Source organism: Sinobaca sp. TMA16-18 (genome assembly GCF_059510535.1).
Map to the genome: position 1 here is coordinate 700,353 of NZ_JCAKFM010000001.1, position 23,477 is coordinate 723,829.

The following is a 23,477-nucleotide window of genomic DNA, read 5'->3' on the forward strand; positions in this document are numbered from 1 at the left end:
GTTAAAACATTGGATTTTCTTCTAAATACTGATATATATTATCGACCAGTTCCTCGGGCGTTTCTCCTTCAATGACTTCGCCATTGACCAGCGCATAGTTTGTATCCGCACATAAACCACAGTTACCGAGACAGCCGTATTCAATAATATCGAAGTTCGGATCTTTTTCCAGTTTTTCCATAGCAGCCTGGGACCCGCTGGCCAGATTACTCAGGCAAAACTCTACAATTGGTCTCATTTGCTCTACCACCCTTTTTTCAGCTCTGCAATTATCCTACCGTTCAATGCTTCCAACCGTCAATGTATCTACTCTATTTATTTCTGCAGGTTAAGTTTTCTGACTATTTTCCAGTTGTTGTAATGTCAGTTTAAAATCTTTATAATAAAATTGACCAGGGTCACTTTTGACAGAAAGTATCCTTTGAAGTAACGGAGAGGTCAAGTTATGAATAGAATGCAGAAAAAAGAACGAACAAAGCAAAAAATTCTTTCGGAAGCGCTTTACCTTTTCCGCGAGAAAGGATTCGATGCTACGACTGTCCAGGAAATAACAGAAGCCGCCAATGTGGCGAAGGGGACTTTTTTTAATTATTTCCCTACAAAAGAGTCCATCATGCAGTCTCTGGCAGAAGACCGGCTGCATCAGGTAGAATCGTATATCGACCGATATGCCCTGCACCGCCTCGCTTTGTTTTCCAGGATCCGTGCTTACATCAGCTACTTTCTTGGAGAATACCAGCTGAATCCACAGTTGACAAGAAAAGTATGGCAGCACGTTGTGGAACACGAAGTGCTGCTCCGTACCCACTGGGAGCAGCTGCTTTATGAAAGCGAACGCCGCGGTGAAATAAAGCCGCATCTGGATATTCCGGCATGGAGCCATATTATGAACAGCCACTTTCATTACCTGCTGGCAACAAGCACTGCTGAAAACCGGGAGGAATTTATCGAAGAAATGATGGCCATGATGTATACAAGCCTCCATAGTATTACCACAAAAAGGGGACATGAAATAATGAAAAGAGTTGTTATACTTGGCGGAGGGTACGGCGGTCTGCGTCTGCTGCAGCGCCTGCTTACCAATGACCTTCCGTCCGATGTCGAAATCGTGCTGATTGATAAACTGCCTTACCACTGTATGAAAACAGAATACTATGCGCTTGCTGCAGGTACGGAATCCGATCATCAGATCCGGGTGCCGTTTCCTACTCATAATCAGCTGCGTCTTCAGTTTGGCACCATCGACCGCATTGATATGGACAGTAAACTCGTTCATATGAAAGGGGAAAATCCGGTTGCTTATGACAGCCTGATTGTTGGACTCGGCTGTGAAGATAAATTTCATGAAGTACCCGGTGCTGCTGAGCATACGTACAGCATTCAAACAATGGAAGCCACGCGTAAAAGCTATCAGGTGCTTACAAGCCTTCCTGCAAGTTCCAGCGTTTCCATCGTAGGAGCTGGACTGAGCGGCGTGGAGCTGGCCAGTGAACTGCGTGAGAGCCGCTCCGATCTTAGAATCCGCCTATTTGACCGCGGGGATACTATTCTGCCAATGTTCCCGAGCCGTCTAAGCAGATACGTGCAGAAGTGGTTTGAGAACCATCAGGTGGAAGTGATCAGTAATTCCGATATCACACAGGTGGATGAACATACGATTTATAATCACGGCAAACCGCTTGAGTCTGATGTTATTATCTGGACTGCCGGTATTCAGCCAAATAAAGTAGTCCGTGACATGGACGTGGAAAAAGATCCAAGAGGACGGGTCATTCTCACGCCCCACCACCATCTCCCGGACAACAAAAACGTTTTTGTTGTCGGGGACTGCGCTAGCCTTCCTCATGCTCCAAGTGCCCAGCTTGCTGAAGGCCAGGCCGAACAGATTGCGATGGTACTCAAAAAGAGATGGAAAGGCGAATCCCTTCCCGAAACACTGCCTGAAATTAAATTAAAGGGTGTCCTTGGCTCCCTTGGTAAAAAACATGGCTTTGGTGTCATGGGCGAAAAGGCTGCTGTTACAGGCCGGGTAGCCCGGATGCTGAAAAGTGGTGTCCTCTGGATGTACAAAAACCATAACGGTGTATAAAGACAGAAAAAAGCTCTCTTCTTAGGAAGGGAGCTTTTCAATGTATTCATACACTTTTTTCAGACGCGGATTTCCTTCTGCGACAACTTCCCCGTTTATGAGAACGAGCGGATAAATTCTATCGTTTTCTATCATGTCACGAGCTGTTTCCTCTTCTTCTTTTCCGTTAGGCTGGTGCATATCCACATACACGACGTCCAGCGGTTTATTCGGATATTTTCTCTGCAGAGCCGCTTCCAGCCATTCTTTTGTTTCAATGCTGGAAGGCAGCTGGACGCATCCGGAACATTTTTCTTCCGATCCGTATACTTTTACTGTAATTGGCTGATTCATGTCATGATCCCTTCTTTCTTCTTCTTTCCGGGTTCCGGTGGTGAAGCATTTTGAAGTATTTTTTCAGAAAACATTAATGAGAATGCTTCGCATTAGTTGTCATCGAAAAGCAATTCATAGTAGAATATAACTTAAGCTCCTTTAATTATAGACTACCTGTACAGGAGGTACTATAATAAAGGCAATGAAAGGAGAGATACATCATGGCACAAGCTACTGAAGAAATGAACGGACAGGTTTTAGAAGTATTGGACAAACTACGTCCTTTCCTACTTCGCGACGGCGGTGACGTTGAGCTGGTAGATATTGAGGACGGTATTGTAAAAGTTCGTCTAATGGGAGCATGCGGATCCTGCCCTTCTTCAACGATTACTCTTAAAGCAGGAATCGAGCGCGCGCTTCTGGAAGAAGTACCAGGCGTTGTCGAAATAGAGCAGGTATTTTAAGCACTCCTTCATAAAAGGTTATTGCTTTGACGAATCAAAAGAGTACGCTCCCTATCGGGAACGTACTCTTTTTCGTTAGGATGGAATGCCTGCTCCTGCATCTGATTTCACATAGAAAACCTGTGATCCCTTTTCGTCCGGTGCTGCAATCTGCACGTCAAAATCGGGATAGTCCTTCTGGATTTTCTTTCTTACTTTTTCTCCGTCTCCTTTAGGGACAATACACAACACAGTAGGACCGGCACCGCTCAGCGCTGCCCCGTGGGCACCATATGCCTTTGCCTCCTGCATAATATCCATCAGTCCCGGTACGAGACCGGCCCGGTAAGGGTGGTGAAACACGTCGCGTACCATCATATCGCCGACAAGTTCCCAGTTACCGGTCAGAATGCCGGCTGTCAGCACATTGCTCACTGCGCTGCCTTTGATCGCATCTTTATACGGCAGCTGCGCCGGCAGAATACCTCTGGCTTTTTTTGTCATCAATTCCTGCTCTGGAACTGCAATCACAATATCAATATCCGGCACGCCGGCGTGGACCATACTCGTTGCATCGTTACTATGGGCACCAATAATAAGCCCACCATAGAGGCACGGCCCTACATTATCAGGATGCCCTTCCCAGATGCTGGCAAACCGCATTTTTTCTTCTTTTGTCATACCGGCGGACGTTACCTGGTCAGTCATTTCGATTCCGGCAATGATAGCCGCTGCACTGCTTCCAAGGCCTCTTGCAAGCGGGATATTGCTCGTCATATGCACACGGCAGGCGGGCAGCTCTTTGTTAAGCTCCTTGGCCAGTGTCTCTGCAACAATATAGATAAGGTTGTCTTTCCCTGAAGGAATGCCTTCTAATTCAGCTGAGTCCGATGTAAAAGACCACTCTTCTGCAAGGGTAACCTCCATCGTTAAATAACGGTCAACCGCCAGGCCGATAGAGTCAAAACCCGGACCCAGGTTAGCAGAGCTCGCTGGTACAGTGACGACCAACTTTTCACCCCTCACTTACGACACCTCCTTTAATTTGTTCGAGGAAGGCCTCCCGGCTGTTTGGCAGCACAGTAGGCTTAACCGTAATCGTATCAATAGCGGTACTTGGATCTTTCAGACCGTTTCCAGTGAGTACGCACACTACTTTGGATCCTTTAGCGATTTCACCGCTTTCAATCTGCTTTTTCAAGCCAGCTATGGACGCACACGAAGCAGGCTCTGCAAAGACGCCCTCCGTCTGGGCAAGCAGCTGATACGCTTCCAGTATTTCTTCATCTGTTACCATATCAATTTTTCCGTTGGATTGATTAACTGCTGTAACAGCTTTTGTCCAGCTGGCCGGATTTCCGATACGGATAGCCGTAGCAATGGTTTCCGGTTCTTCAATAATTTCATTTCTGACAATCGCGGCTGATCCTTCTGCTTCAAATCCGCGCATCTGCGGAAGGCCGGTGCCGTTTCTCTCGTGATATTCTTTAAACCCTTTCCAATACGCTGTAATATTACCAGCGTTGCCGACGGGGATCGCCAGAACGTCCGGTGCCTGTCCAAGCTGTTCGCACACTTCAAAGGCAGCCGTTTTCTGGCCTTCAATCCGGTAGGGATTCACGGAATTAACGAGCGTAATCGGTTCTTTATCACTGATAAGCTTTACGATTTCAAGGGCGTTGTCAAAGTTTCCCTGAATTTCAAACACTTCCGCGCCGTACATAACAGCCTGCGCCAGCTTTCCGAGGGCAATTTTCCCCTCGGGAATAACAACGATACAGCGAAGACCTGCACGGGCGCCGTAAGCGGCCGCCGCCGCTGATGTATTTCCTGTGGAGGCGCAGATGATGGCTTTGCTGCCTTCTTCTTTCGCCTTGGCTACCGCCATAACCATTCCGCGGTCCTTAAAAGAACCGGTAGGGTTGGTGCCTTCGGTTTTGACGTGAATTTCCACGCCCCACTCTTTTGATAGCTTTTCCAGTGGAATAAGAGGCGTGTTTCCCTCCCGTAAAGATAAAAGAGGTGTATCTTCTGTTACCGGCAAAAATTCTTTATACGTTTCCAATAGGCCTTTCCAACTGCTCATTCTGCGTTTCCTCCCTCGACACGATAACTGCTTTTAACAGCTACAACCACGTCCATTTTTTCCAGTTCTGCAAAAATTCTTTCATATACGGACTTGGTAGTCGTATGTGTAATCACTGCTACTTCAGCGATCTGGTGCTCAATCGGCCACTGCATTAATTTCTCAAAGCTTACATTTTCTTTGGCAAAAACAGAAGTCAAGGCAGCGAACGTACCTGTTTCATCTTTTACGTGCAGGCGGATAAAGTATTTGGACCGTACTTCATCGTGCGTTTTCAGCTGTTTATGGTACAACGGAGGAACAATGCTTCTGCCGCTGACACCAAGCTTCATGTTCTTCACTACCGTTACCAGGTCGGAAACGATAGCTGTCGCTGTTGGAAGGGAACCGGCACCTGGTCCGTAAAACATTGTTTCTCCAATAGCATCTCCGTATACATATACCGCATTATATTCATCGTGGACGGAAGAAAGCGGGTGTTTAGCCGGCAGGAGCATAGGCTGTACCGTCAATTCAATCCGCTCTCCATCCCGTTTTGCAAGACCGATCAGTTTTAATGCATAGCCCATTTGTTCGGCATATTTAATATCATCAATCGTTACGGTAGTAATGCCCCGGACATCCACGTCTTCAAGCTCTACATCCATGGAAAAACCAAGCGAGGCAAGAATAGCCATTTTCCGGGCGGCATCGAGTCCTTCCACATCGGAAGTTGGATCACTTTCAGCAAACCCGAGTGCCTGGGCTTCAGCCAATACATCGTCGTAGGCGCGTCCGTCCTGGCTCATTTTTGTTAGAATATAATTCGTTGTTCCATTCACAATTCCCATCATCTGGGAAATGCGGTCCGAGGACAGGCCTTCGGTAAGTCCGCGTATAATCGGAATACCGCCGGCAACACTTGCTTCATAAAATAAATCGCAGTTGTTTTCCGATGCGATTTTCACAAGCTCTGCTCCGTGAAGGGCAATCAAATCTTTGTTTGCCGTGACGACATTTTTTTTATTTTTTAACGCACGGATGATGTAGTCTTTTGCTTCATCAATTCCGCCCATTACTTCAATAACCACTTTAATCTCTTTATCTTCCAGAATATCTTCTACTCTGTCGGTGAGAAGCTGATCTGCATTTTCTATATCTTTGTACTTGTCCATATCCCGGACAAGTACTCTTTTCACCTTAATGCCGGAGCCCACCTGATGTGCTAAATCTTTTTGATGATCTTTAATAATCTGCAGAACCCCAGTTCCTACCGTTCCTGATCCTAATAACCCAATTTGTATATCCTTGCTCATTCTCTCCACTCCTCACCACTGACTGCTTCGTTCTCTCTGTTCTTAAAGGTATATTGTCCATTGTAACGAATTACCCTGTATGTTTACAAGGGGGAAACATATGTCTTTTTATAAAGGACATTTATAGATTACTTCTTATCGCTTTTTTCTTCTGTGTTCTCTTGAAGCGTCCAGTCTGCCATGCTCTGTATACTGTAAGAGGGCAGAGCCGTTTTCTGCTGAATTTCTTCCAGGCTTGTAATACCTGTCTGCACGTGAATCGTGTCCATGCCGCTTCGAATGCCGGCTAGTATATCTGTATCGTAGTTGTCTCCAATCAAGACCGTTTTTTCGAGCGGTGTACCGAGTATATAGAGGGCTTGTTCTATAATAACGCGTTCCGGCTTTCCGATAAAGACCGGATCCTGTCCGGTGGCTGTCTGTACGACAGAGGTAAACGCTCCGTTTCCCGGCAGAAATCCTCTTTCCGTAGGAAGAGCTTTGTCACTGTTTGTTGAAACAAAAACAGCACCATTTCTTACGGCCAGGGCCGCCTTTGCCAGCTTTTCATAAGTAATTCCCCGGTCTATTCCCATTACCACGTACGCCGGGTTCTCTTCTGTATACTCCACTCCTGCTTCTTCCATCGCCTGCAGCAGTCCTGTTTCTCCTATAATATAAGCAGTATGCGGAGCGGGACCAGCTTTTACATAAGCTGCAGCTGCAAGAGCGGTCGTCCAGACCTGTGCCGGTTCTGCCGGCACATTAAATGCCTGGAGCTTACGGCTGACCTCTTCCGGAGTGGCAGAGGAATTATTGGTTATAAACAAATAAGGAAGACCGGCCTCTTTTAATTGATGAATAAAAGCTATCGCTTCCGGTATCGGCTCTTTTCCTCTATATACGGTTCCATCTAAATCAAGCATATATCCTTCATAAGCTTTCATGCAGTATCTCTCCTATTTCTTATCCTGTTTATTTTCCGGCAGAAAGGCAGACACCGGCCCGAGTTCTTTATCGATATAAGTGCGTACGCACTCCGGAAATTTCTTTACGTATTCAGCTTCCGCCTGGACGTTTGTCCATAAGGCGTCATGGTCTATTTCTATATAATCCCGGGTCAGCGTTTTTCTAAGCTTAATCAGCCGGGTAAGTCCTGCAAATACGTCTTCCGGAATTACCTTTTCGTCTTCCAAAATTGACAGAATATCTTCGTAGCTGCCCGGATCTCTCATTATGAAGCCATCAATCATCTGGTTACCCGTATCAATAACCGCTTCAATCCACCCCTGTGCCAACCGTTCCAGAGCAAGACGCTGAATTATGTCCCCCATTGACTGAAAAGACGTGACTGCTTCATACAAAGACTCTATATAAGCCAGCTGGGCTTCAATTTTCTGTCGATCCACAAAATACATTGTTCATCCCCCCTGTGCCTTTTTTCCATAATAAAACTAGTATATCACAGGAGGTTTTCAAACCGCATGACGCGCAAACCCTCGATAATATGATAGGATAAAGAATGCTGATTATAGTTTGTTTTTATAAGAGATAGTACATAAAAGGAGAGAAAGTATGGATAGAGAGCTTGCTTTAGAAGTAATTAGAGTGACCGAGGCTGCGGCTATTTCCTCAGCACAGTGGATGGGACGAGGTAAAAAAATAGAAGCTGATGATGCAGCCACTTCCGCCATGCGGCTGATTTTTGATTCGGTCAGCTGCAAGGGAACCGTCGTCATTGGAGAAGGAGAGCTTGATGAAGCCCCTATGCTCTACATTGGCGAAGAGGTCGGCAATGGCAACGGACCGGAAGTAGACATCGCTGTTGACCCGCTTGAAGGAACAAATATTGTGGCCAACGGCCGCGGCAATGCTATGGCCGTTCTGGCTTTAGGGGACCGCGGCACCCTGCTTCATGCTCCTGATATGTATATGGAGAAGCTTGTGGTCGGACCGGAGGCAGCCGGACTCGTAAGACTCGATGACCCTATTGAAAAAACGATCGATATTGTAGCCAAAATGAATAATAAACGTACCCGCGACGTCACGGTTATTATTCAGGACCGGGAGCGTCACCAGGATATTATTGACCGGGTCCGCGCCAAGGGTTCACGTGTTAAATTGTTCGGTGACGGAGATGTCGGCGCATCTATTGCCACATCCCTCCCCCAGACCGGCATTGACCTGTTTGTCGGCACAGGCGGCGCACCGGAAGGCGTGATTTCCGCGGCTGCCATTAAAGCATTAGGCGGCGACATGCAGGCCCGTCTTGTTCCGGATAACGAAGAGGAAGAACAGCGCTGTATCGCGATGGGTCTGGCAGATCCCCGCCAGCTTCTGTATCTGGATGACCTGGTTAAAGGGGACGATGCTATTTTTGCTGCGACCGGCGTTTCATCCGGGGAACTGCTCGAAGGCGTTCGTTTTCTTGGCGGAGACCTTGTGGAAACGGATTCGATTGTCATGCGTGCCAAAACTAAAACAGTGCGTTATATTAAAGCACATCACCACCTGCAGAATAAACCGCATCTGCTTGCAGATGACGAGTAAAGGAGAATACTATTATGAGCGACCGTTTTTTCCTTCATGATGAAGAAGAAGAATCAAGCGTCCGATTCGTCAGCTTTATGGGCGATAATGATGAACGATTTGACCTGGCTCTTGTGTCTACAGAACGTTATTATGGAAAGCAGGTAGTTTTGGATATGCGTACCCAGCGCTTTGCCCTTTTAGGAGTGGATGACCTCGAAGAGCAGGGTCTTCTCGAAGATGCGTATCAGATTGATGAAGAAACAGCCGAAGAACTACGGGCTTTTTTGTTGGAAGCCATTGTAGAATATTAACATAACAGAAAAGAAAGCCTCCGCTGCTGCGGTGGCTTTCTTTTCTTATGAGTTTACTTCTTCTGTTTCTTCTGTTTCTTCTTTTTCTACTTCCGGCTTTTCCTGCTTCTTCTGCTTTTTGACTACAAAATAAGCACAGCCAAAGTTGCAGTACTCCAGCAGATAATCGTGGAGGGTGCTGATTTTCATATCGTAGGACACTTTTTTTCGTGAATCTTCAAAAAAACCACGCAGGCGGAGCTGTTCGTGCCCCCAGTCTCCCAGGATATAGTCGTATTTATGAAGCACTTCACTGTAACGTTCTACAAACACTTCTTCGTTCCAGCCGGACCTGTTTTCTTCGACCACTTCGTACGTATAGCCCTGGACTTCGACCATTACATTCCCTCCTTTTATAAAAACCGGCTCCCGTTGAAGGGAACCGGTCACATATTAATTATTCGGCCTGTTTATACTTATTTGCTTCTTCATGAACTTGTGCTTTATTAACCTGCTCATCTGCGTGATAGGAAGAACGGACAAGCGGACCGGCTTCACAGTGGCTGAAGCCTTTTTCCATCGCAATTTCCTTAAAGTTGGCAAATTCTTCAGGAGTGTAGTATTTTTTCACTTTTAAATGCTTCTTCGTCGGCTGAAGATACTGGCCGATCGTCATAATATCAATATTATGCGCACGAAGATCATCCATTGTTTCAATAATTTCTTCGTCTGTTTCCCCAAGACCGATCATCAGACTTGACTTGGTTGGAATATCCGGATGGATTTCTTTGGAACGCTGCAGGAATTCAAGAGAACGCTCGTATGTAGCTCTGGCGCGGACTCTTGGCGTCAACCGTCTTACCGTTTCAATGTTGTGGTTCAAAATATTCGGGCGGGCTTCCATCAGCGCCTCCAGGTTCTCCTGCACACCCATCATGTCAGATGGAAGAACTTCGATCGTCGTGTTAGGATTTCTGCGGCGCACAGCTCTGACTGTTTCTGCGAAAACGGCAGATCCGCCGTCTTTAAGATCATCTCTTGCTACAGCCGTAATAACAACGTGCTTAAGTCCCATCTGCTCCACTGACTCAGCAACACGCTCAGGCTCCTGCCAGTCCAGTTCATTTGGCAGTCCGGTATTTACTGCACAAAAGCGGCAGGCACGTGTACAAACGTCGCCAAGGATCATAAATGTTGCTGTTTTTCTTTCTGACCAGCACTCATGGATGTTCGGACAGCGCGCTTCCTCACATACGGTATGAAGGTTTTTTTCACGCATCATTTTCTTAAGACCCTTATAAGATTCATTTGTATTTAATTTAATCTTCAGCCATTCCGGCTTACGAAGATATTCTTCTGTTTTTGCCAAACCGCTCACTCCCCATTTTTTCCTCAACCTCATTATAAACCATCGTACCCTGTCAAAGAAGTCTTTGATATTAATACTTTAACATGTTCTATACTGCCTCGACAAATGTACCGTTTATTTTTCAGTTGATTGTTTTTTTCCTTTTCTGCATAAAAAAAGCAGCCGCTTATAAAGCAAGCAGCTGCCTGTTATTTATTTTCTTTTGGAAACTGTTCTTGCGTACAGTAAACTGCCTGCAAGACCTCCCCAAATAATTACTATGCCTATAATCATCATGATAATCGCACCGGCTGTCATTATTTTTTACCTCCTTCATCTCTACGTGCTAATTCAGGTTTGTTTTTCCACTTAACCAACGAAAGAACAACACCAGCAGCAAGAGCAAAGAGTGCAACCGACCAGCCGCTGAAGACAATAAAGGAATTCGCGTATCCTTCATAGTTTCCTGTTTCCGTATCAAACTGACGGAACAGGTTCTGTACAAACAAGCTGAACATCATGTACCCAAGGATAATCGGCGTAATGATACCCAGACATACTCTCCACCATAAACCGACTGGAATATCAGATACGCCATTCGCATGCTCCTGAAATTCCGGAAGCTTACGGAGGAACCAGGCGACTACAATAACTTCCACAAGACCAATGAGTGCGACACCGAATTGGTTAATGAAGTAATCGGCAGCATCCAGGAAGTTAATTCCACCGTTTGTGGCAAAAATCAAGGAAATAAGAGCTGCTGCTCCGCCGCCTATGGCCACGGATTTCGCTCTGGAAATATTGAATTTCTCAGAGATTCCTTTTACGTATGTTTCCGAAATAGAAATCAGGGAGCTCAGTCCTGCCAGAACGAGCGACAGGAAGAAAAGGAATCCAAACAGGCCGCTTAATGCAGGGAACGCATTAATGATCTGCGGGAAGACAACAAAGGCGAGACCGATGCCTCCTGCTACTACTTCATCTACCCCGACTCCTGCCTGCGTAGCCATGAAACCAAGTGCGGCGAATACGCCGATACCAGCCAGCAGTTCAAAACTCGAGTTACTAAATCCGGTAATAAAGGCGTTATTTGTAATGTCAGACTTTTTAGGAAGATAACTCGAGTAGGTGATCATGATTGCAAAAGCAATCGATAAACTAAAGAATATCTGCCCGTAGGCTGCCACCCATACCTCGCCGGATGTAATAGCGCTGAAATCCGGCTGGAAGAATGCCTGCAGGCCTAAAGCAGCCCCAGGAAGCGTCACAGCACGAATACATATAATTAAGAAGATAACGACCAGGGTCGGAATGAAAATACGGTTGGCAATCTCTATGCCGCGCTGGACGCCTCTAAACAGAACGCCGAGCGTGATGACCCATACGATAATAAGCGGGATAAGCACTCCCGGTACAAGGCTTCCAATCTGGCCTGCATCCGCCACTTGCAGGTATTCCCCAAATAAAAATCCTTCTGTGTCGTCCCCCCACGATTGATTGAGGGCAAAAACGCTGTAGCTCATCGCCCAGGCAATAATTACAGAATAGTAGGTGGAAATGACAAAGGCGACAAATACCGCCCACCAGCCAATCCATTCTGCTTTTTTGTTCATGCGGGAATAGCTCAGTGGAGCCGAGCCCCGGTATTTATGGCCAATCGTAAATTCCATGATCAATAGCGGAATACCCGCTGTTAGAAGTGCGATAAGATATGGTATGAAAAAGGCTCCGCCGCCGCCGTCATAGGCTACTGCAGGAAAGCGCCAAATATTACCGAGCCCGATGGCTGAGCCAATCGCAGCCATGATAAAGCCTGCTCTTGTACCCCATTGTTCTCTGGCTTCCATCATGTGTTCCCCCTTTGTTTTCTTGACTTTCTGACTTTCTGTATAGAATATTCAGAAAACATTCCGCTTTCTTTTTAAGTATACATCGTCTCCGCTGTTAAAATATTTACTGCTGGAGCAACCTCCTTCCTAGAACTTTTGTCTGATAATTCGTTATTTTATTATAATTTTTATTTTTGAATTTGTCAAAATATTTTTAAATTGGAAAAAGCCTTCCTTTCGGAAAGGCTTTTTCTGCTTTATTTATTTCCATGCTGTTTTATTAAACTTTTTTCCACGTAATAAATCGGTGGGGATGCTTGTTTTTTTCATCAAGCACGCCCTGCTCTTCCTCAAGCTTTTCCCACTCTGCCGTATTCCACTCTGGAAAAAATGTATCTCCTTCAAACGATTCATCAATATGGGTTAGATACATTTTATCCGCGTACGGCAGGCAGGCCTTAAAAATTTCCGCACCGCCGATAACAAAAAATTCTTCTGCTTTTTCACCGAGCTGCTGTACTTCCTCCAGGGAATGAAGGACTTCACAACCGTCTGCCTGAAATGTTTTATTTTTTGTTACAATAATATTTTTTCGATTCGGAAGCGGCTTTCCAATCGATTCAAACGTTTTGCGCCCCATCACAATCGTTCCGCCGCTTGTCACTTTCTTAAAGTGTTTCAAATCGACGGGAAGATGCCACGGCAGTTCATTGTCTTTTCCGATGAGACGGTTCTGATCCATAGCAGCAACGAATGAAATCATACAGAAACCTCCCCTTTAATGTGAGGATGCGGATCGTATCCGGTTAATTCAAAGTCATCAATCGTGAAATCAAAAATCGATGTCACATCAGGGTTTATTTTCATCTGTGGAAGTTCTTTTGTGTCCCTTGTTAACTGAAGCTTCACTTGATCCAAATGGTTGCTGTAAATGTGGGCATCCCCAAGCGTATGAATAAACTCATGTGCCTGCAGGCCGGTTACCTGGGCAATCATTTTTGTTAACAGGGCATAGCTTGCAATGTTAAACGGCACTCCGAGAAACACGTCTGCGCTGCGCTGATACAACTGGCAGGAGAGCTTGCCGTCGTTTACGTAAAACTGAAACAAACAGTGGCACGGGGCCAAAGCCATATCATCAATTTCTGCCACGTTCCAGGCGTTGACAATAAGCCGGCGCGAATCCGGATTTTCCTTAATCTGTCTGATCACATCGGAAATCTGGTCCACTGTCCGCCCGTTGGCACCTTCCCACGAACGCCACTGTTTGCCGTATACCGGACCCAGGTCGCCGCTTTCGTCTGCCCATTCGTTCCAGATGCGGACGTTGTTTTCTTTTAAATACTCGATATTGGTATCACCTTTTAAAAACCAGAGCAGTTCATGGATAATCGAACGCAGGTGAAGTTTTTTGGTTGTCAGAACGGGAAAACTGTCCTCCAGCGAATAACGCATCTGATAGCCAAACGTACTGATCGTCCCGGTTCCGGTGCGATCGCTTTTCTCTGCCCCATGTTCCAAAATGTGACTGCATAAATCTAAATATTGTTTCATACTACCTACCTGCCTTTTATGAGTATTTCTTTTCCAGTATGAATTGAAGCACGTCTCTCATCATTTCCGGCATAAAGTATTTCTTATGCCTGGCCTGGGACATCCCGGGATACAGCGGTCCAAATGTGAACATATCAGGAGCTGCCAGGCGGTACATTTTTTTGTTTTCAATGTCTGTGCCCTGAATCTTTATCTTTTTCACGTAAGACTCTCCACCCGCTGCGCCCATTTCTACGGTAATGCCGCTGAAGGCGAGCACGCCGAGCTTAATCCCCCGGAAACCGAGTCCTTTTAAAGGGAGATGGATCATCTTTTGGGTATAGGCCGCATGGATCGACTCTTTGAGTACGGCACCTGATATTTCAATAACCGCTGGATTAATCGGATGCGGACAGAGCCGGTGAATGTCTTCCTTCGTAACAGAGCCGGGATCCAGCGACTCCAGCAGAAGCCCCGAATTTATTAGAGCCAGATCCGTCTGGCACCAGTCCCGAAGGCCCTCCGCCAGTAAATCGGCAAAAGGAGACGGCTCGGTCCAGGAAACGGGAAGGGCCGACGGAATCCGGGCTATTTCCTCATGCATCTCTGCTTTTGCCTCAGTTTCCAGCCGGTTCAGCAGCGCAGCCGTTTCCGGGGAGGGCGGTTCATGGCTTACATCGACCGCGTACCCTTTTTTTGAAACTACTTCTCTTTTTTTCGTATCGAACTCCAGGTCCACCTGTCCTACATAATAGGCATTTTTTCCGCACTGCGCTACAAGCGACTGGTTAATGATTTCTGATTCTTTTAAGAGATGGTGAGTGTGGGCCCCGAGAATAACGTCGATATCCGGAAACGATTCTGCTATTTCTTCATCATAATCCAGCCCCATATGAGAAAGGAGAACAATAATATCCGACTGTTTTTTCACTTCTTCCAGAATACCGGGAAGCAGCACTAATGGGTCCTGGATATCCCAGCCCAGCTCATTGTAAAACGGGTAAAAAGGAATCGTAATGCCGATCAGTCCCAGCTTCACGCCTTCCTTTGTTTCAATGATGTCATAAGGAACCGCCCAGTTCGGCCGTTTCCCCTGTTCATCAAACAAATTTGCCAGCAGAACCTTAAAATCAGCTTCTGCATAGAGGCATTCCAATTCCTGCCTTGAAAAGGTAATCCCCTCATTGTTTCCTATCGTTACATGCGAAACTTCCGCTTCATTTAGAAGCTCCACGTTCCCTTTTCCTCTGGTGGCTTCTGTTACCATATGGGAGCGGTCGGCATGGTCGCCTATATCAAAAAACAAAGCTGTTTCCTTTTTTTTATCATGAAACCGCCGCTGCGCTTTTAAGTAAGAAACGGCGGAGGTCCACTGGGTTAAATCACTGTGCAGATCATTGGTATGATATATCGTGATGGGGACAATTGCTGACACCCTGCTACACCGCCTTCTCCTATCAACTATTCTCTCTACATCCCCTGAATACCCTGCCAGATCAGCCGAAAGGCAATAATAATTAAAAAGAACCTCAGCAGAATAATCAGGGTATTGCTTTTCAATCGTTTATTAATGGCAGCTCCAATAGTGGCTCCAAACCATGCTCCCGGAATGAGAGCAAGGGAATAAAGCCATTCTACATTCCCCAGTGATATATGTGAAATCGAGCTTACCATAGAGGAAAATAAAATCATAAACATAGAAGTCGCCACCGCCACGTGCGGGGGGAATCCAAACAAAAGAATCATCGCCGGCACCATCAGGGAGCCGCCGCCAATACCGAACAGACCCGATAGGGTTCCTACGGCAAACGCGATGCTCAAACCCAGTCCGAGCGAAAATCCGTATTCCTGCTTTTCTCCCAGTTCTGTTATGTACTCCCGCTTAATGGATGTACGCTTGACCGGCAGCGGTTTTAAATAATTGCGGATAAATAAAATAAATGCAATAAACAGCATAAACAAGCCAAAGATAATGAGAAATACATTCGTTTCCATGCCTTTATTCAGCCAGACGCCAAATAAAGCGCCCGGCCCGCTTCCTGCAAAAAAAATAAAGCCGGATTTCATATCAATAACCTTTTGCTTTGTGTACGAAATGGTAGATGACAACCCGGTGAAAATCATAATTAATAAAGAGGTGCCTACGGCTGTCTGGGGAGTTACACCTGCAAAAGAGGGAATAATGTCACTCATCACCAGCAGGGCCGGCACGACAATAATACCGCCGCCCAGTCCAAGAAGGCTTCCAAATGTTCCAGCCACGAGGCCCAATACGACCAGCAGTAACCAATCCATAGCATCCTTCTTTCTTCAGCTGCTTTTGCTGCTTTTGCTGCTTATCCTGCATTCTTTTATTATGATACCATTTTTTAAGAGAAATCGCCTTGATCGAATAGGGAAATCTGGCGGGGCGCCAGCCCGTCGTACGAAATATCCGCCAGTTCCAAAAAACGCTTGGCGTTAGGTGCTGCATGGCGTCCGGAATTGTTATTAAAGACTACATAAATATTTTCAGATGTTTTCTCCAGCGTTTTCACGCGCTCTTTCCATTCATTCAGTTCAGTATCATTGTAATCATACAAGTAACGGATTTCCCGCCACTTTTCACCTTTTGCCGGCTTTTTCCATGCTTCTATATTTCTGCCGTGCAGACGTACAAGTGTTTTTTCTTTATGCGTGGGATGCATCACAATCGGAACGGAACCGCCTTCGATCTGCGGTTCGTCGCAGATGCTGTGAATCCATTCCTCGTCTTTCATAAATTCCAGCGTTCTTTCCTTGAACTCCGGTTCGAACCAGGACTGATGCCTGAATTCCAGCGCGCACGGAAAGGCAGCCAGCTGCTCCCGTACGTAACGAAGATACTCGACATTCTCTTTATTGCACTCGAACCAGGGCGGGAACTGGCACAGCACCATCCCCAATTTACCCGACTCCATGACCGGACGGACGGAATCTGCATAAGCTTTAAACATTTCTTCTTTAGAAGCAAAGGGTATCTCCCCCCGCTCGTGCCCTGTAATGCCCTGGTAGGCTTTTACAATAAAAGAAAAACGGTCCGGGGTGTCTCGTATCCACTTATCATAATTTTTCCTGGGCTGCACCGCATAAAAGGCTGCATCTACTTCCACCGTTGGGAAATGCCCGGCATACTCCGCCAGTTTTTCACCGGGTTTTATTCCCTTTGGATACAAAGACACATGATCTCCCCACCCTGTGAGTCCTGTGATAATCATCGCTGCTCCTCCTTCACTTTATCTGTATTCCTTTCCTTTCTCATAGCCCTTTTCAACGGAAAGAAAACACGACAGCGTGCCGTTTCTATTTGACTTCAACCGCCCGGCATATAAAAAACCGGCCTCTTGTAAGAGGCCGGTTCTAAGTGATAAGAAACGATTAACCGATGGATCCTTCCATTTCGAAGCTGATCAAACGGTTCATTTCTACAGCGTACTCCATTGGAAGCTCTTTCGTGAACGGCTCGATAAAGCCCATTACGATCATTTCTGTAGCTTCCTGCTCGGAGACACCGCGGCTCATTAGATAGAAGAGCTGCTCTTCTGATACTTTTGAAACCGTCGCTTCGTGTTCAAGCGTAATATTGTTGTTAAGAATTTCATTATAAGGAATTGTATCTGACGTGGACTGGTTGTCCATGATCAGCGTATCGCACTCAATCTTGGAGAAAGAGCCGGCTGATCTGCGTCCGAAGTGAGCAATACCGCGGTAGGTTACTTTACCGCCGTGCTTGGAAATCGACTTCGATACAATCGTAGAGGAACAGTTTGGTGCCAGGTGCGTTACTTTTGCGCCTGCATCCTGGTGCTGTCCTTTGCCTGCGATGGCGATGGAAAGGATTGTTCCCTTTGCGCCTTCGCCGCGCATAATAACAGCAGGGTATTTCATCGTAAGCTTAGAGCCGATGTTGCCATCCACCCATTCCATTGTGGCGCCTTCATCACATACCGCTCTTTTTGTTACGAGGTTATAGATGTTGGAAGACCAGTTCTGGATTGTCGTGTAACGGCAGTAGGCGTTCTTCTTAACGATAATTTCAACAACGGCACTGTGAAGGGAACTTGTCGTATAGACAGGAGCTGTACAGCCTTCTACATAGTGTACGGAGCTGTCTTCATCTGCAATAATGAGCGTTCTTTCGAACTGTCCCATGTTTTCAGAGTTAATACGGAAATATGCCTGAAGCGGGGTATCTACTTTTGCGCCTTTTGGCACGTAGATGAACGATCCGCCGGACCATACGGCCGAGTTAAGCGCTGCGAACTTGTTGTCTGATGGTGGAATCGTTTTACCGAAGTGCTCACGGAAAAGGTCTTCGTTTTCTTTAAGAGCCGTATCGGTGTCTTTAAAGACGATTCCCTGATCTGTCAGTTCCTGCTTCATGCTGTGATAAACCACTTCTGATTCATACTGCGCAGATACACCAGCAAGATACTTCTGCTCTGCTTCAGGAATACCAAGCTTATCAAACGTATTCTTGATCTCTTCGGGTACTTCGTCCCAAGATGTTTCAGAGCGCTCCGAAGGCTTCACGTAATACGTAATATCGTCGAATACGAGGCCTGTAAGGTCTCCGCCCCACTGCGGCATTGGCATTTTGTAAAACTGAGCCAATGATTTCAAGCGGAAGTCCAGCATCCACTGCGGCTCGTCCTTAATTGAAGAAATCTCACGAACCACTGCTTCCGTTAGTCCACGCTCAGAGCGGAAAATGGATACGTCACGATCGGCGAATCCATATTGGTAATCTCCTAGTTCCGGCATTTTTTTTGCCATTTGAATACCTCCCTTAGGTTAGCAGGGGCTTATGCGCCCCTTGCTTTCGTGCTTTATATGCAGGGCTATTCGTTCTGCCCGTTTTCATCGATACCTTTTTCCATTGCCTTCCACGCAAGTGTAGCACACTTAATACGTGCTGGAAACTTTGTGACTCCCTGGAGAGCTTCAATATCGCCAAGGTCAAACTTGCCTTCTTCGTAGTCTTTTCCAAGCATCATATCCGAGAAAATAGCAGAAAGCTCCAGCGCATCCTCAATGGATTTGCCTTTAACAATATCTGTCATCATTGAAGCGGATGACAAACTGATGGAGCAGCCTTCTCCGATGAAGCTGGCGTTTTTGATCAGGCCGTCCTCTACCTCCAGCTGAAGCTGAATACGGTCGCCGCAGGTAGGGTTGTTCATATTGACGTGAAGCGTTTCGTTTTCCAGCTCTCCGCGGTTTCTGGGATTCTTGTAATGATCCATAATAACCTGGCGGTAGAGAGTATCAAGATTATTATGCGAAGACATCACCAAAATACTCCTTTGTTTTTATTAGCCCTTCGGCCAGACGATCCACTTCTTCCTTCGTGTTGTAAATATAAAAGCTGGCACGGGCAGTAGAGCTTACGTCAAGCCATTTCATCAGAGGCTGGGCACAATGGTGTCCGGCACGGATAGCAATTCCTTCTGAATCAAGGACGGTTGCTACATCGTGCGGGTGAACATCATCCATATTAAATGTGACCACACCTGCTCGTTCTTTCGGACCGTATATTGTTAATCCATCTACATTACTCAAGACTTCCATTGCGTAGCCTGCAAGTTCTTTTTCGTGTGACTCTATTGTATCAAATCCAATGCTGTTAATAAAATCAATTGCCGCTCCAAGACCAATAGCTCCTGCAATGATCGGGGTTCCCCCTTCAAATTTCCAGGGAAGCTCTTTCCAGGTGGACTCATGCAGGCCGACGAAATCGATCATTTCCCCGCCGAACTCTACAGGCTCCATTTTATTCAGGAGTGCTTTTTTGCCGTACAGCACACCGATTCCGGTAGGTCCGCCCATTTTGTGGCCGGAAAAAGCATAAAAGTCACAGTTAAGGTCCTGCACATCTACTTTGATATGCGGAGCTCCCTGCGCCCCGTCCACGACAATAACAGCGTCATTGGCATGGGCGATTTCTGCGATCTCTTTAACCGGATTCACGGTACCGAGTACATTGGAAACATGAGTAACCGCAACGATTTTAGTTTTCGGGCCGACCGCTTCTTTTACATCTGCCATAGAAAGCGTGCCGTCCTCGTTCATTGGAAGGTATTTCAGCTTTGCCCCGGTTCTTTTGGCTGTCTGCTGCCAGGGAATGATGTTGCTGTGATGTTCCATATAGGTGAGCACAATTTCATCATCTTCCTGCAGGTTGGCTTCGCCGTAAGACTGGGCTACGATATTAATCGCTGTTGTTGTGCCACGGGTGAAGATAATCTCTTCTACAGAAGACGCATGAAGAAAGTTCCGGACTTTCTCCCGTGCTCCTTCGTATCCATCGGTTGCCATACTGCCAAGTGTATGAACGCCGCGGTGCACATTGGAATTGTACTTCCTGTAATATTCATCTATTTTCTCAATAACAGCCAGCGGCTTCTGTGATGTCGCCGCGCTGTCAAGATAAACAAGAGGGTGACCGTTGACCTGTTCATTTAATATAGGGAACTGGCGACGGATCTCCTGAATGTTCATTTAATACACTTTCCTTTCGATAACCTCAGTCAATCTATCTTTCACAGCCTGGATAGGGAGCTCTGCAACTACCGGCTGAAGGAAACCATGAATGATAAGGCGCTCGGCTTCAAGACGGCTTAAACCACGGCTCATCAAGTAGAACATCTGAAGCGGGTCAATACGTCCTACGGAAGCTGCGTGTCCTGCCGTTACGTCATCTTCATCGATAAGAAGAATTGGGTTCGCATCTCCACGGGCTTTCTCGCTGAGCATTAACACACGTTCTGTCTGTACACCGTTTGATTTCGTCGCGCCGTGTTCAATTTTCGAAATACCGTTGAAAATAGCACGGGCGGAATCTTTCATAACGCCGTGAGTAAGAATCTGTCCGTCTGAGTGCTTACCGAAGTGAATGATCTGCGTCCAGAAGTCCTGAGACTGCGTGCCGCGTCCGATCGATACGGATTTCACGTCGGAGTAGGAACCGTCTCCTCTTAAAATGGTCGTGTTATCTGACAGCGTATTGCCGTCGTTCATCTGGCCTAAAGCCCAGTCGATACGGGCATCCTTTTCAGCAACACCACGGCGGTTCACATACGTAGTAACCCCTTTTTCAAGATGGTCTACAGCGCCGAAGGATACTTTCGAAGCCGGGCCTGCATAGACTTCAGCAATAATATTCGCCGCTGATTCCTGTTCACTGTTGAATGATACGTAGTTTTCCAGGTACGTTACATCACTGTTATCTTCTGTCGCCAATACAACATGGTTGAACAAGCCGGCTTCCGGATCTTCCTGGAAATATACGGCCTGCAGAGGCTTTTCAAGCTGGACGTTTTTCGGTACGTAAATGAATGCACCGCCGCTTAGAAAAGCTGTATGAAGAGCTGTAAGCTTATTCTCATCCACTTTTACTGCATCACCCATGAAATATTTTTTCAGCAGGTCGCTGTGTTCTTTCGCTGCCGTTGCGATATCAGTAAAGATAACGCCTTTTTCTTTTGCTTCTGTTGAAAGACTATAGTAAAGAGGCTTTCCGTCTCTTACAACAAGAAGGTTCTGGTCTTCTTCTGTCACGTTAATAAGCTTTTGAACATCTGCATGAAGATCAGAAAGGCTTGAAACGGTGCCTGCTTCTGTTCCTACGTGCTTAAACTCCGTGAAGTTCCATTTGGTAATCTTTGTTTTTTCCGGCTTCGGAAGTTCGAGTTTCTCAATTAGGCGAAAAGCCGTAAGCCTTTCTTCTTTGAGCCACTCCGGTTCTTCTCTTTGTTCGGAAAATTCTTTGACGTACTGTTCATCGAACGTCCATTTTGTTTCTACTGACATAAGATAGTGACCTCCCTTCTTTACGCTTTCTGTTGGTTTCCAACTCTTTCGTCTTCGATGCCCAGTTCTTCTTTGATCCAGTCATAACCGTCTGCCTCAAGGCGTTCTGCAAGCTCCGCTCCACCTGATTTAACGATACGTCCCTGCATCATTACGTGTACTCTGTCCGGTGTAATGTAATTGAGAAGACGCTGGTAGTGAGTGATAATAAGGCAGCCAAAGCTTTCGTTTTTCATTTCATTGATTCCGTTGGATACAACACGAAGGGCGTCAATATCAAGACCGGAGTCAATTTCATCAAGAATTGCAATTTTCGGCTCCAGCATAAGAAGCTGAAGAATTTCATTACGCTTTTTCTCTCCGCCGGAGAAACCTTCGTTCAGGTAACGCTGGGAAAATGCCTGATTCATTTCAAGCTTATCCATTTTTTCGTCCATCTTGCGGATAAACTTCATTAGGGAAATCTCGTCGCCCTCTTCGCGCTTTGAATTAATAGCAGAGCGCATAAAGTCTGCGTTTGTTACGCCGCTGATTTCGCTTGGGTACTGCATTGCAAGGAACAAGCCGGCTTTAGCACGCTCATCCACTTCCATTTCCAATACGTCTTCGCCATCAAGAATGACGCTTCCGTGAGTGATTTCATACTTTGGGTGACCCATGATAGCAGAAGCCAATGTAGACTTACCGGTACCGTTTGGTCCCATGATAGCGTGGATTTCCCCGCCTTTTATTTCAAGGTTGAAGTGCTTAATGATTTCTGAGCCTTCTATTTCAACCGTTAGATCTTCGATTTTAAGAGTAGATGCTGACATTAAAAAAACCTCCATTAACTTTATTTTAACCACAGAAAGTGGTTTCTCATTCTCACTTTATTATCATTATCAGTTTATAACAAATGTAAACAGAGTTCAAGAAACACACTTTACTTTATCCGAACGGAATACAAAAAGGAGGACCGCCTAAAAGCTTTCTCTTTCAGGATAGCCCCCCTTATTGTTTTTAGTATAACAAACTAGATTGCTTTGTTAAAACATAAACTGTTAAGGAACAGTATTTTATTCAGCGTTCTCGCCTTCAGCAGGAAGAACCGCGCCTTCGTATTCATCTTCAATAAATGACTTCACTTCATCGGAATGAAGTACATCCACCAGCGTCTGGATTTCTTCACGATCTTCGTCGCCGCTGCGTACCGCTATAATATTTGCGTAAGGATTGTCCTCTGCGCTTTCAATAGCGATAGCGTCTTCGCTAGGGCTCAGGTCGCTGTCGAGTGCATAGTTGGAGTTAATAAATACGGCATCGCCTTCGCCGTTCTGGTAAGCCTGGGGAAGCGTCGCTGCTTCTACATTGGCACTGAACTGAATGTCTTTTGGATTTTCTGCAATGTCATCCAACGTTGCTTCAATGCCGGCATCTTCTTCCATTGTAATAACGCCTTCGTCTTCAAGCATGCTCAGGATACGGCCGTGGTCAGCAACAGAGCTGCTCATGATCACTTCAGCACCTTCAGGCAGTTCCTCGAGGCTGTCATAATCCTGGGAATATACGCCCATTGGCTCTATATGAATTGCACCGGCATCGGCGAAGTCATAGTCATTTTCTTCAATCTGCGATTCAAAGTAAGGCACGTGCTGGAAATAGTTAGCGTCAATTTCCTCTTCTGCGAGTGCCTGGTTCGGCACGATGTAGTCGTTAAATGTTTCAATCTGCAGGTCCACGCCTTCTTCTTCAAGTTGATCGGAAGCAAATTCCAGAATTTCTGCGTGAGGTACGTTGGAAGCACCTACTGTAAGCGTCGTTGGTTCTTCTTCGGAACCTGATTCTTCGCCGCCTCCGCAGGCTGCCAGTACAATTGTTAATGATAATGCTGAAAGCATCCAAACCTTTTTCATTTTACTTTCTCCCCTT

26 protein-coding genes and 1 pseudogene are annotated in these 23,477 nt (G+C 46.2%); 5 read left to right on the forward strand and 22 right to left on the reverse strand.

What is annotated here, in order from left to right:
* Window position 1: 1 nt before the first annotated feature.
* On the reverse strand, window positions 2-238 hold the full coding sequence (locus tag AC5W14_RS03560; protein WP_496193672.1) for a YuzB family protein: 237 nt from the start codon (window positions 236-238) through the stop codon (window positions 2-4).
* 216 nt (window positions 239-454) lie between these two features.
* Between AC5W14_RS03560 and AC5W14_RS03565 the strand changes: the two are divergent.
* Together AC5W14_RS03565 and AC5W14_RS03570 are read left to right on the forward strand one after the other, a co-directional pair.
* Window positions 455-607 (forward strand): annotated as a pseudogene (locus tag AC5W14_RS03565) (TetR/AcrR family transcriptional regulator); the annotation flags it as partial.
* Between the two features lie 408 nt (window positions 608-1,015).
* Window positions 1,016-2,089: an NAD(P)/FAD-dependent oxidoreductase gene (locus AC5W14_RS03570; RefSeq protein ID WP_496059643.1), complete on the forward strand. Its 1,074-nt coding sequence runs from the start codon at window positions 1,016-1,018 to the stop codon at window positions 2,087-2,089.
* Between the two features lie 21 nt (window positions 2,090-2,110).
* On the opposite strand, the gene AC5W14_RS03575 is transcribed toward AC5W14_RS03570, so the two are convergent.
* Window positions 2,111-2,422 carry a DUF1462 family protein gene (locus tag AC5W14_RS03575; protein ID WP_496058984.1) on the reverse strand — a complete coding sequence of 104 codons (312 nt, stop codon included), beginning with the start codon at window positions 2,420-2,422 and terminating at the stop codon, window positions 2,111-2,113.
* Between the two features lie 203 nt (window positions 2,423-2,625).
* On the opposite strand from AC5W14_RS03575, the gene AC5W14_RS03580 reads away from it, so the two are divergent.
* Complete coding sequence (locus AC5W14_RS03580) at window positions 2,626-2,868, forward strand: NifU family protein (protein WP_252315292.1); 243 nt, start codon at window positions 2,626-2,628, stop codon at window positions 2,866-2,868.
* 75 nt (window positions 2,869-2,943) lie between these two features.
* Here the strand turns inward: AC5W14_RS03580 and thrB are convergent, their stop codons facing one another.
* From thrB to AC5W14_RS03605, 5 genes are all read right to left on the reverse strand, one after another.
* Complete coding sequence (gene thrB / locus AC5W14_RS03585; RefSeq protein WP_496058983.1) at window positions 2,944-3,873, reverse strand: homoserine kinase; 930 nt, start codon at window positions 3,871-3,873, stop codon at window positions 2,944-2,946.
* Window positions 3,863-4,933: a threonine synthase gene (gene thrC / locus AC5W14_RS03590; protein ID WP_496058982.1), complete on the reverse strand. Its 1,071-nt coding sequence runs from the start codon at window positions 4,931-4,933 to the stop codon at window positions 3,863-3,865. The genes thrB and thrC overlap by 11 nt, the downstream gene beginning before the upstream one ends.
* Complete coding sequence (locus tag AC5W14_RS03595) at window positions 4,930-6,228, reverse strand: homoserine dehydrogenase (RefSeq protein ID WP_496058981.1); 1,299 nt, start codon at window positions 6,226-6,228, stop codon at window positions 4,930-4,932. Before AC5W14_RS03595 ends, thrC begins: the two co-directional genes overlap by 4 nt.
* A gap of 128 nt (window positions 6,229-6,356) precedes the next feature.
* A complete protein-coding gene (locus AC5W14_RS03600; protein ID WP_496058980.1) occupies window positions 6,357-7,154 on the reverse strand; it encodes a TIGR01457 family HAD-type hydrolase in 798 nt (265 codons plus the stop codon).
* A gap of 12 nt (window positions 7,155-7,166) precedes the next feature.
* Window positions 7,167-7,625: a DUF86 domain-containing protein gene (locus AC5W14_RS03605; protein WP_496193673.1), complete on the reverse strand. Its 459-nt coding sequence runs from the start codon at window positions 7,623-7,625 to the stop codon at window positions 7,167-7,169.
* 157 nt (window positions 7,626-7,782) lie between these two features.
* Here AC5W14_RS03605 and glpX point away from each other — a divergent pair, with 157 nt between their 5' ends.
* On the forward strand, window positions 7,783-8,757 hold the full coding sequence (gene glpX, locus AC5W14_RS03610) for a class II fructose-bisphosphatase (protein ID WP_496058978.1): 975 nt from the start codon (window positions 7,783-7,785) through the stop codon (window positions 8,755-8,757).
* 14 nt (window positions 8,758-8,771) lie between these two features.
* Complete coding sequence (locus AC5W14_RS03615) at window positions 8,772-9,050, forward strand: DUF3055 domain-containing protein (protein ID WP_252315288.1); 279 nt, start codon at window positions 8,772-8,774, stop codon at window positions 9,048-9,050.
* 45 nt (window positions 9,051-9,095) lie between these two features.
* Here AC5W14_RS03615 and AC5W14_RS03620 read toward each other — a convergent pair whose 3' ends face one another.
* The 15 genes from AC5W14_RS03620 to AC5W14_RS03690 all read right to left on the reverse strand — a co-directional run bounded on the left by AC5W14_RS03620 (window position 9,096) and on the right by AC5W14_RS03690 (window position 23,461).
* Entirely contained in the window at window positions 9,096-9,428 is a 333-nt protein-coding gene (locus AC5W14_RS03620) for a YutD family protein (RefSeq protein WP_496058977.1), read from the reverse strand.
* 58 nt (window positions 9,429-9,486) lie between these two features.
* Window positions 9,487-10,398: a lipoyl synthase gene (gene lipA / locus AC5W14_RS03625; protein WP_496058976.1), complete on the reverse strand. Its 912-nt coding sequence runs from the start codon at window positions 10,396-10,398 to the stop codon at window positions 9,487-9,489.
* Between the two features lie 192 nt (window positions 10,399-10,590).
* Window positions 10,591-10,695, reverse strand: a complete 105-nt coding sequence (locus AC5W14_RS03630; protein ID WP_120194430.1) for a methionine/alanine import family NSS transporter small subunit — start codon at window positions 10,693-10,695, stop codon at window positions 10,591-10,593.
* On the reverse strand, window positions 10,695-12,224 hold the full coding sequence (locus tag AC5W14_RS03635) for a sodium-dependent transporter (RefSeq protein ID WP_496193690.1): 1,530 nt from the start codon (window positions 12,222-12,224) through the stop codon (window positions 10,695-10,697). Before AC5W14_RS03635 ends, AC5W14_RS03630 begins: the two co-directional genes overlap by 1 nt.
* 262 nt (window positions 12,225-12,486) lie before the next feature.
* A complete protein-coding gene (locus AC5W14_RS03640) occupies window positions 12,487-12,969 on the reverse strand; it encodes a dihydrofolate reductase (protein ID WP_496058975.1) in 483 nt (160 codons plus the stop codon).
* A complete protein-coding gene (locus AC5W14_RS03645) occupies window positions 12,966-13,760 on the reverse strand; it encodes a thymidylate synthase (protein ID WP_496058974.1) in 795 nt (264 codons plus the stop codon). Before AC5W14_RS03645 ends, AC5W14_RS03640 begins: the two co-directional genes overlap by 4 nt.
* A 16-nt stretch (window positions 13,761-13,776) precedes the next feature.
* Entirely contained in the window at window positions 13,777-15,174 is a 1,398-nt protein-coding gene (locus AC5W14_RS03650; protein ID WP_496193674.1) for a bifunctional metallophosphatase/5'-nucleotidase, read from the reverse strand.
* A gap of 35 nt (window positions 15,175-15,209) precedes the next feature.
* The gene (locus tag AC5W14_RS03655) at window positions 15,210-16,034 is read right to left on the reverse strand and encodes a sulfite exporter TauE/SafE family protein (RefSeq protein ID WP_496058972.1); all 825 of its coding nucleotides are present in this window, start codon (window positions 16,032-16,034) and stop codon (window positions 15,210-15,212) included.
* Between the two features lie 74 nt (window positions 16,035-16,108).
* Window positions 16,109-16,975, reverse strand: coding sequence for a DUF72 domain-containing protein (locus AC5W14_RS03660; protein WP_496058971.1), 867 nt, complete (start codon window positions 16,973-16,975; stop codon window positions 16,109-16,111).
* A 160-nt stretch (window positions 16,976-17,135) separates the two neighbouring features.
* Window positions 17,136-18,533: a Fe-S cluster assembly protein SufB gene (gene sufB / locus AC5W14_RS03665; protein WP_496058970.1), complete on the reverse strand. Its 1,398-nt coding sequence runs from the start codon at window positions 18,531-18,533 to the stop codon at window positions 17,136-17,138.
* Between the two features lie 65 nt (window positions 18,534-18,598).
* Window positions 18,599-19,048 (reverse strand): Fe-S cluster assembly sulfur transfer protein SufU, encoded by a 450-nt coding sequence (sufU, locus tag AC5W14_RS03670; protein WP_496058969.1) that lies wholly within the window; start codon window positions 19,046-19,048, stop codon window positions 18,599-18,601.
* On the reverse strand, window positions 19,035-20,258 hold the full coding sequence (locus tag AC5W14_RS03675; RefSeq protein WP_496058968.1) for a cysteine desulfurase: 1,224 nt from the start codon (window positions 20,256-20,258) through the stop codon (window positions 19,035-19,037). Before AC5W14_RS03675 ends, sufU begins: the two co-directional genes overlap by 14 nt.
* On the reverse strand, window positions 20,259-21,569 hold the full coding sequence (gene sufD / locus AC5W14_RS03680; protein ID WP_496058967.1) for a Fe-S cluster assembly protein SufD: 1,311 nt from the start codon (window positions 21,567-21,569) through the stop codon (window positions 20,259-20,261).
* Window positions 21,570-21,589: 20 nt separating this feature from the next.
* On the reverse strand, window positions 21,590-22,381 hold the full coding sequence (gene sufC, locus AC5W14_RS03685) for a Fe-S cluster assembly ATPase SufC (RefSeq protein WP_496058966.1): 792 nt from the start codon (window positions 22,379-22,381) through the stop codon (window positions 21,590-21,592).
* 243 nt (window positions 22,382-22,624) lie between these two features.
* Window positions 22,625-23,461, reverse strand: coding sequence for a MetQ/NlpA family ABC transporter substrate-binding protein (locus AC5W14_RS03690; protein ID WP_496058965.1), 837 nt, complete (start codon window positions 23,459-23,461; stop codon window positions 22,625-22,627).
* Window positions 23,462-23,477 lie beyond the last annotated feature (16 nt).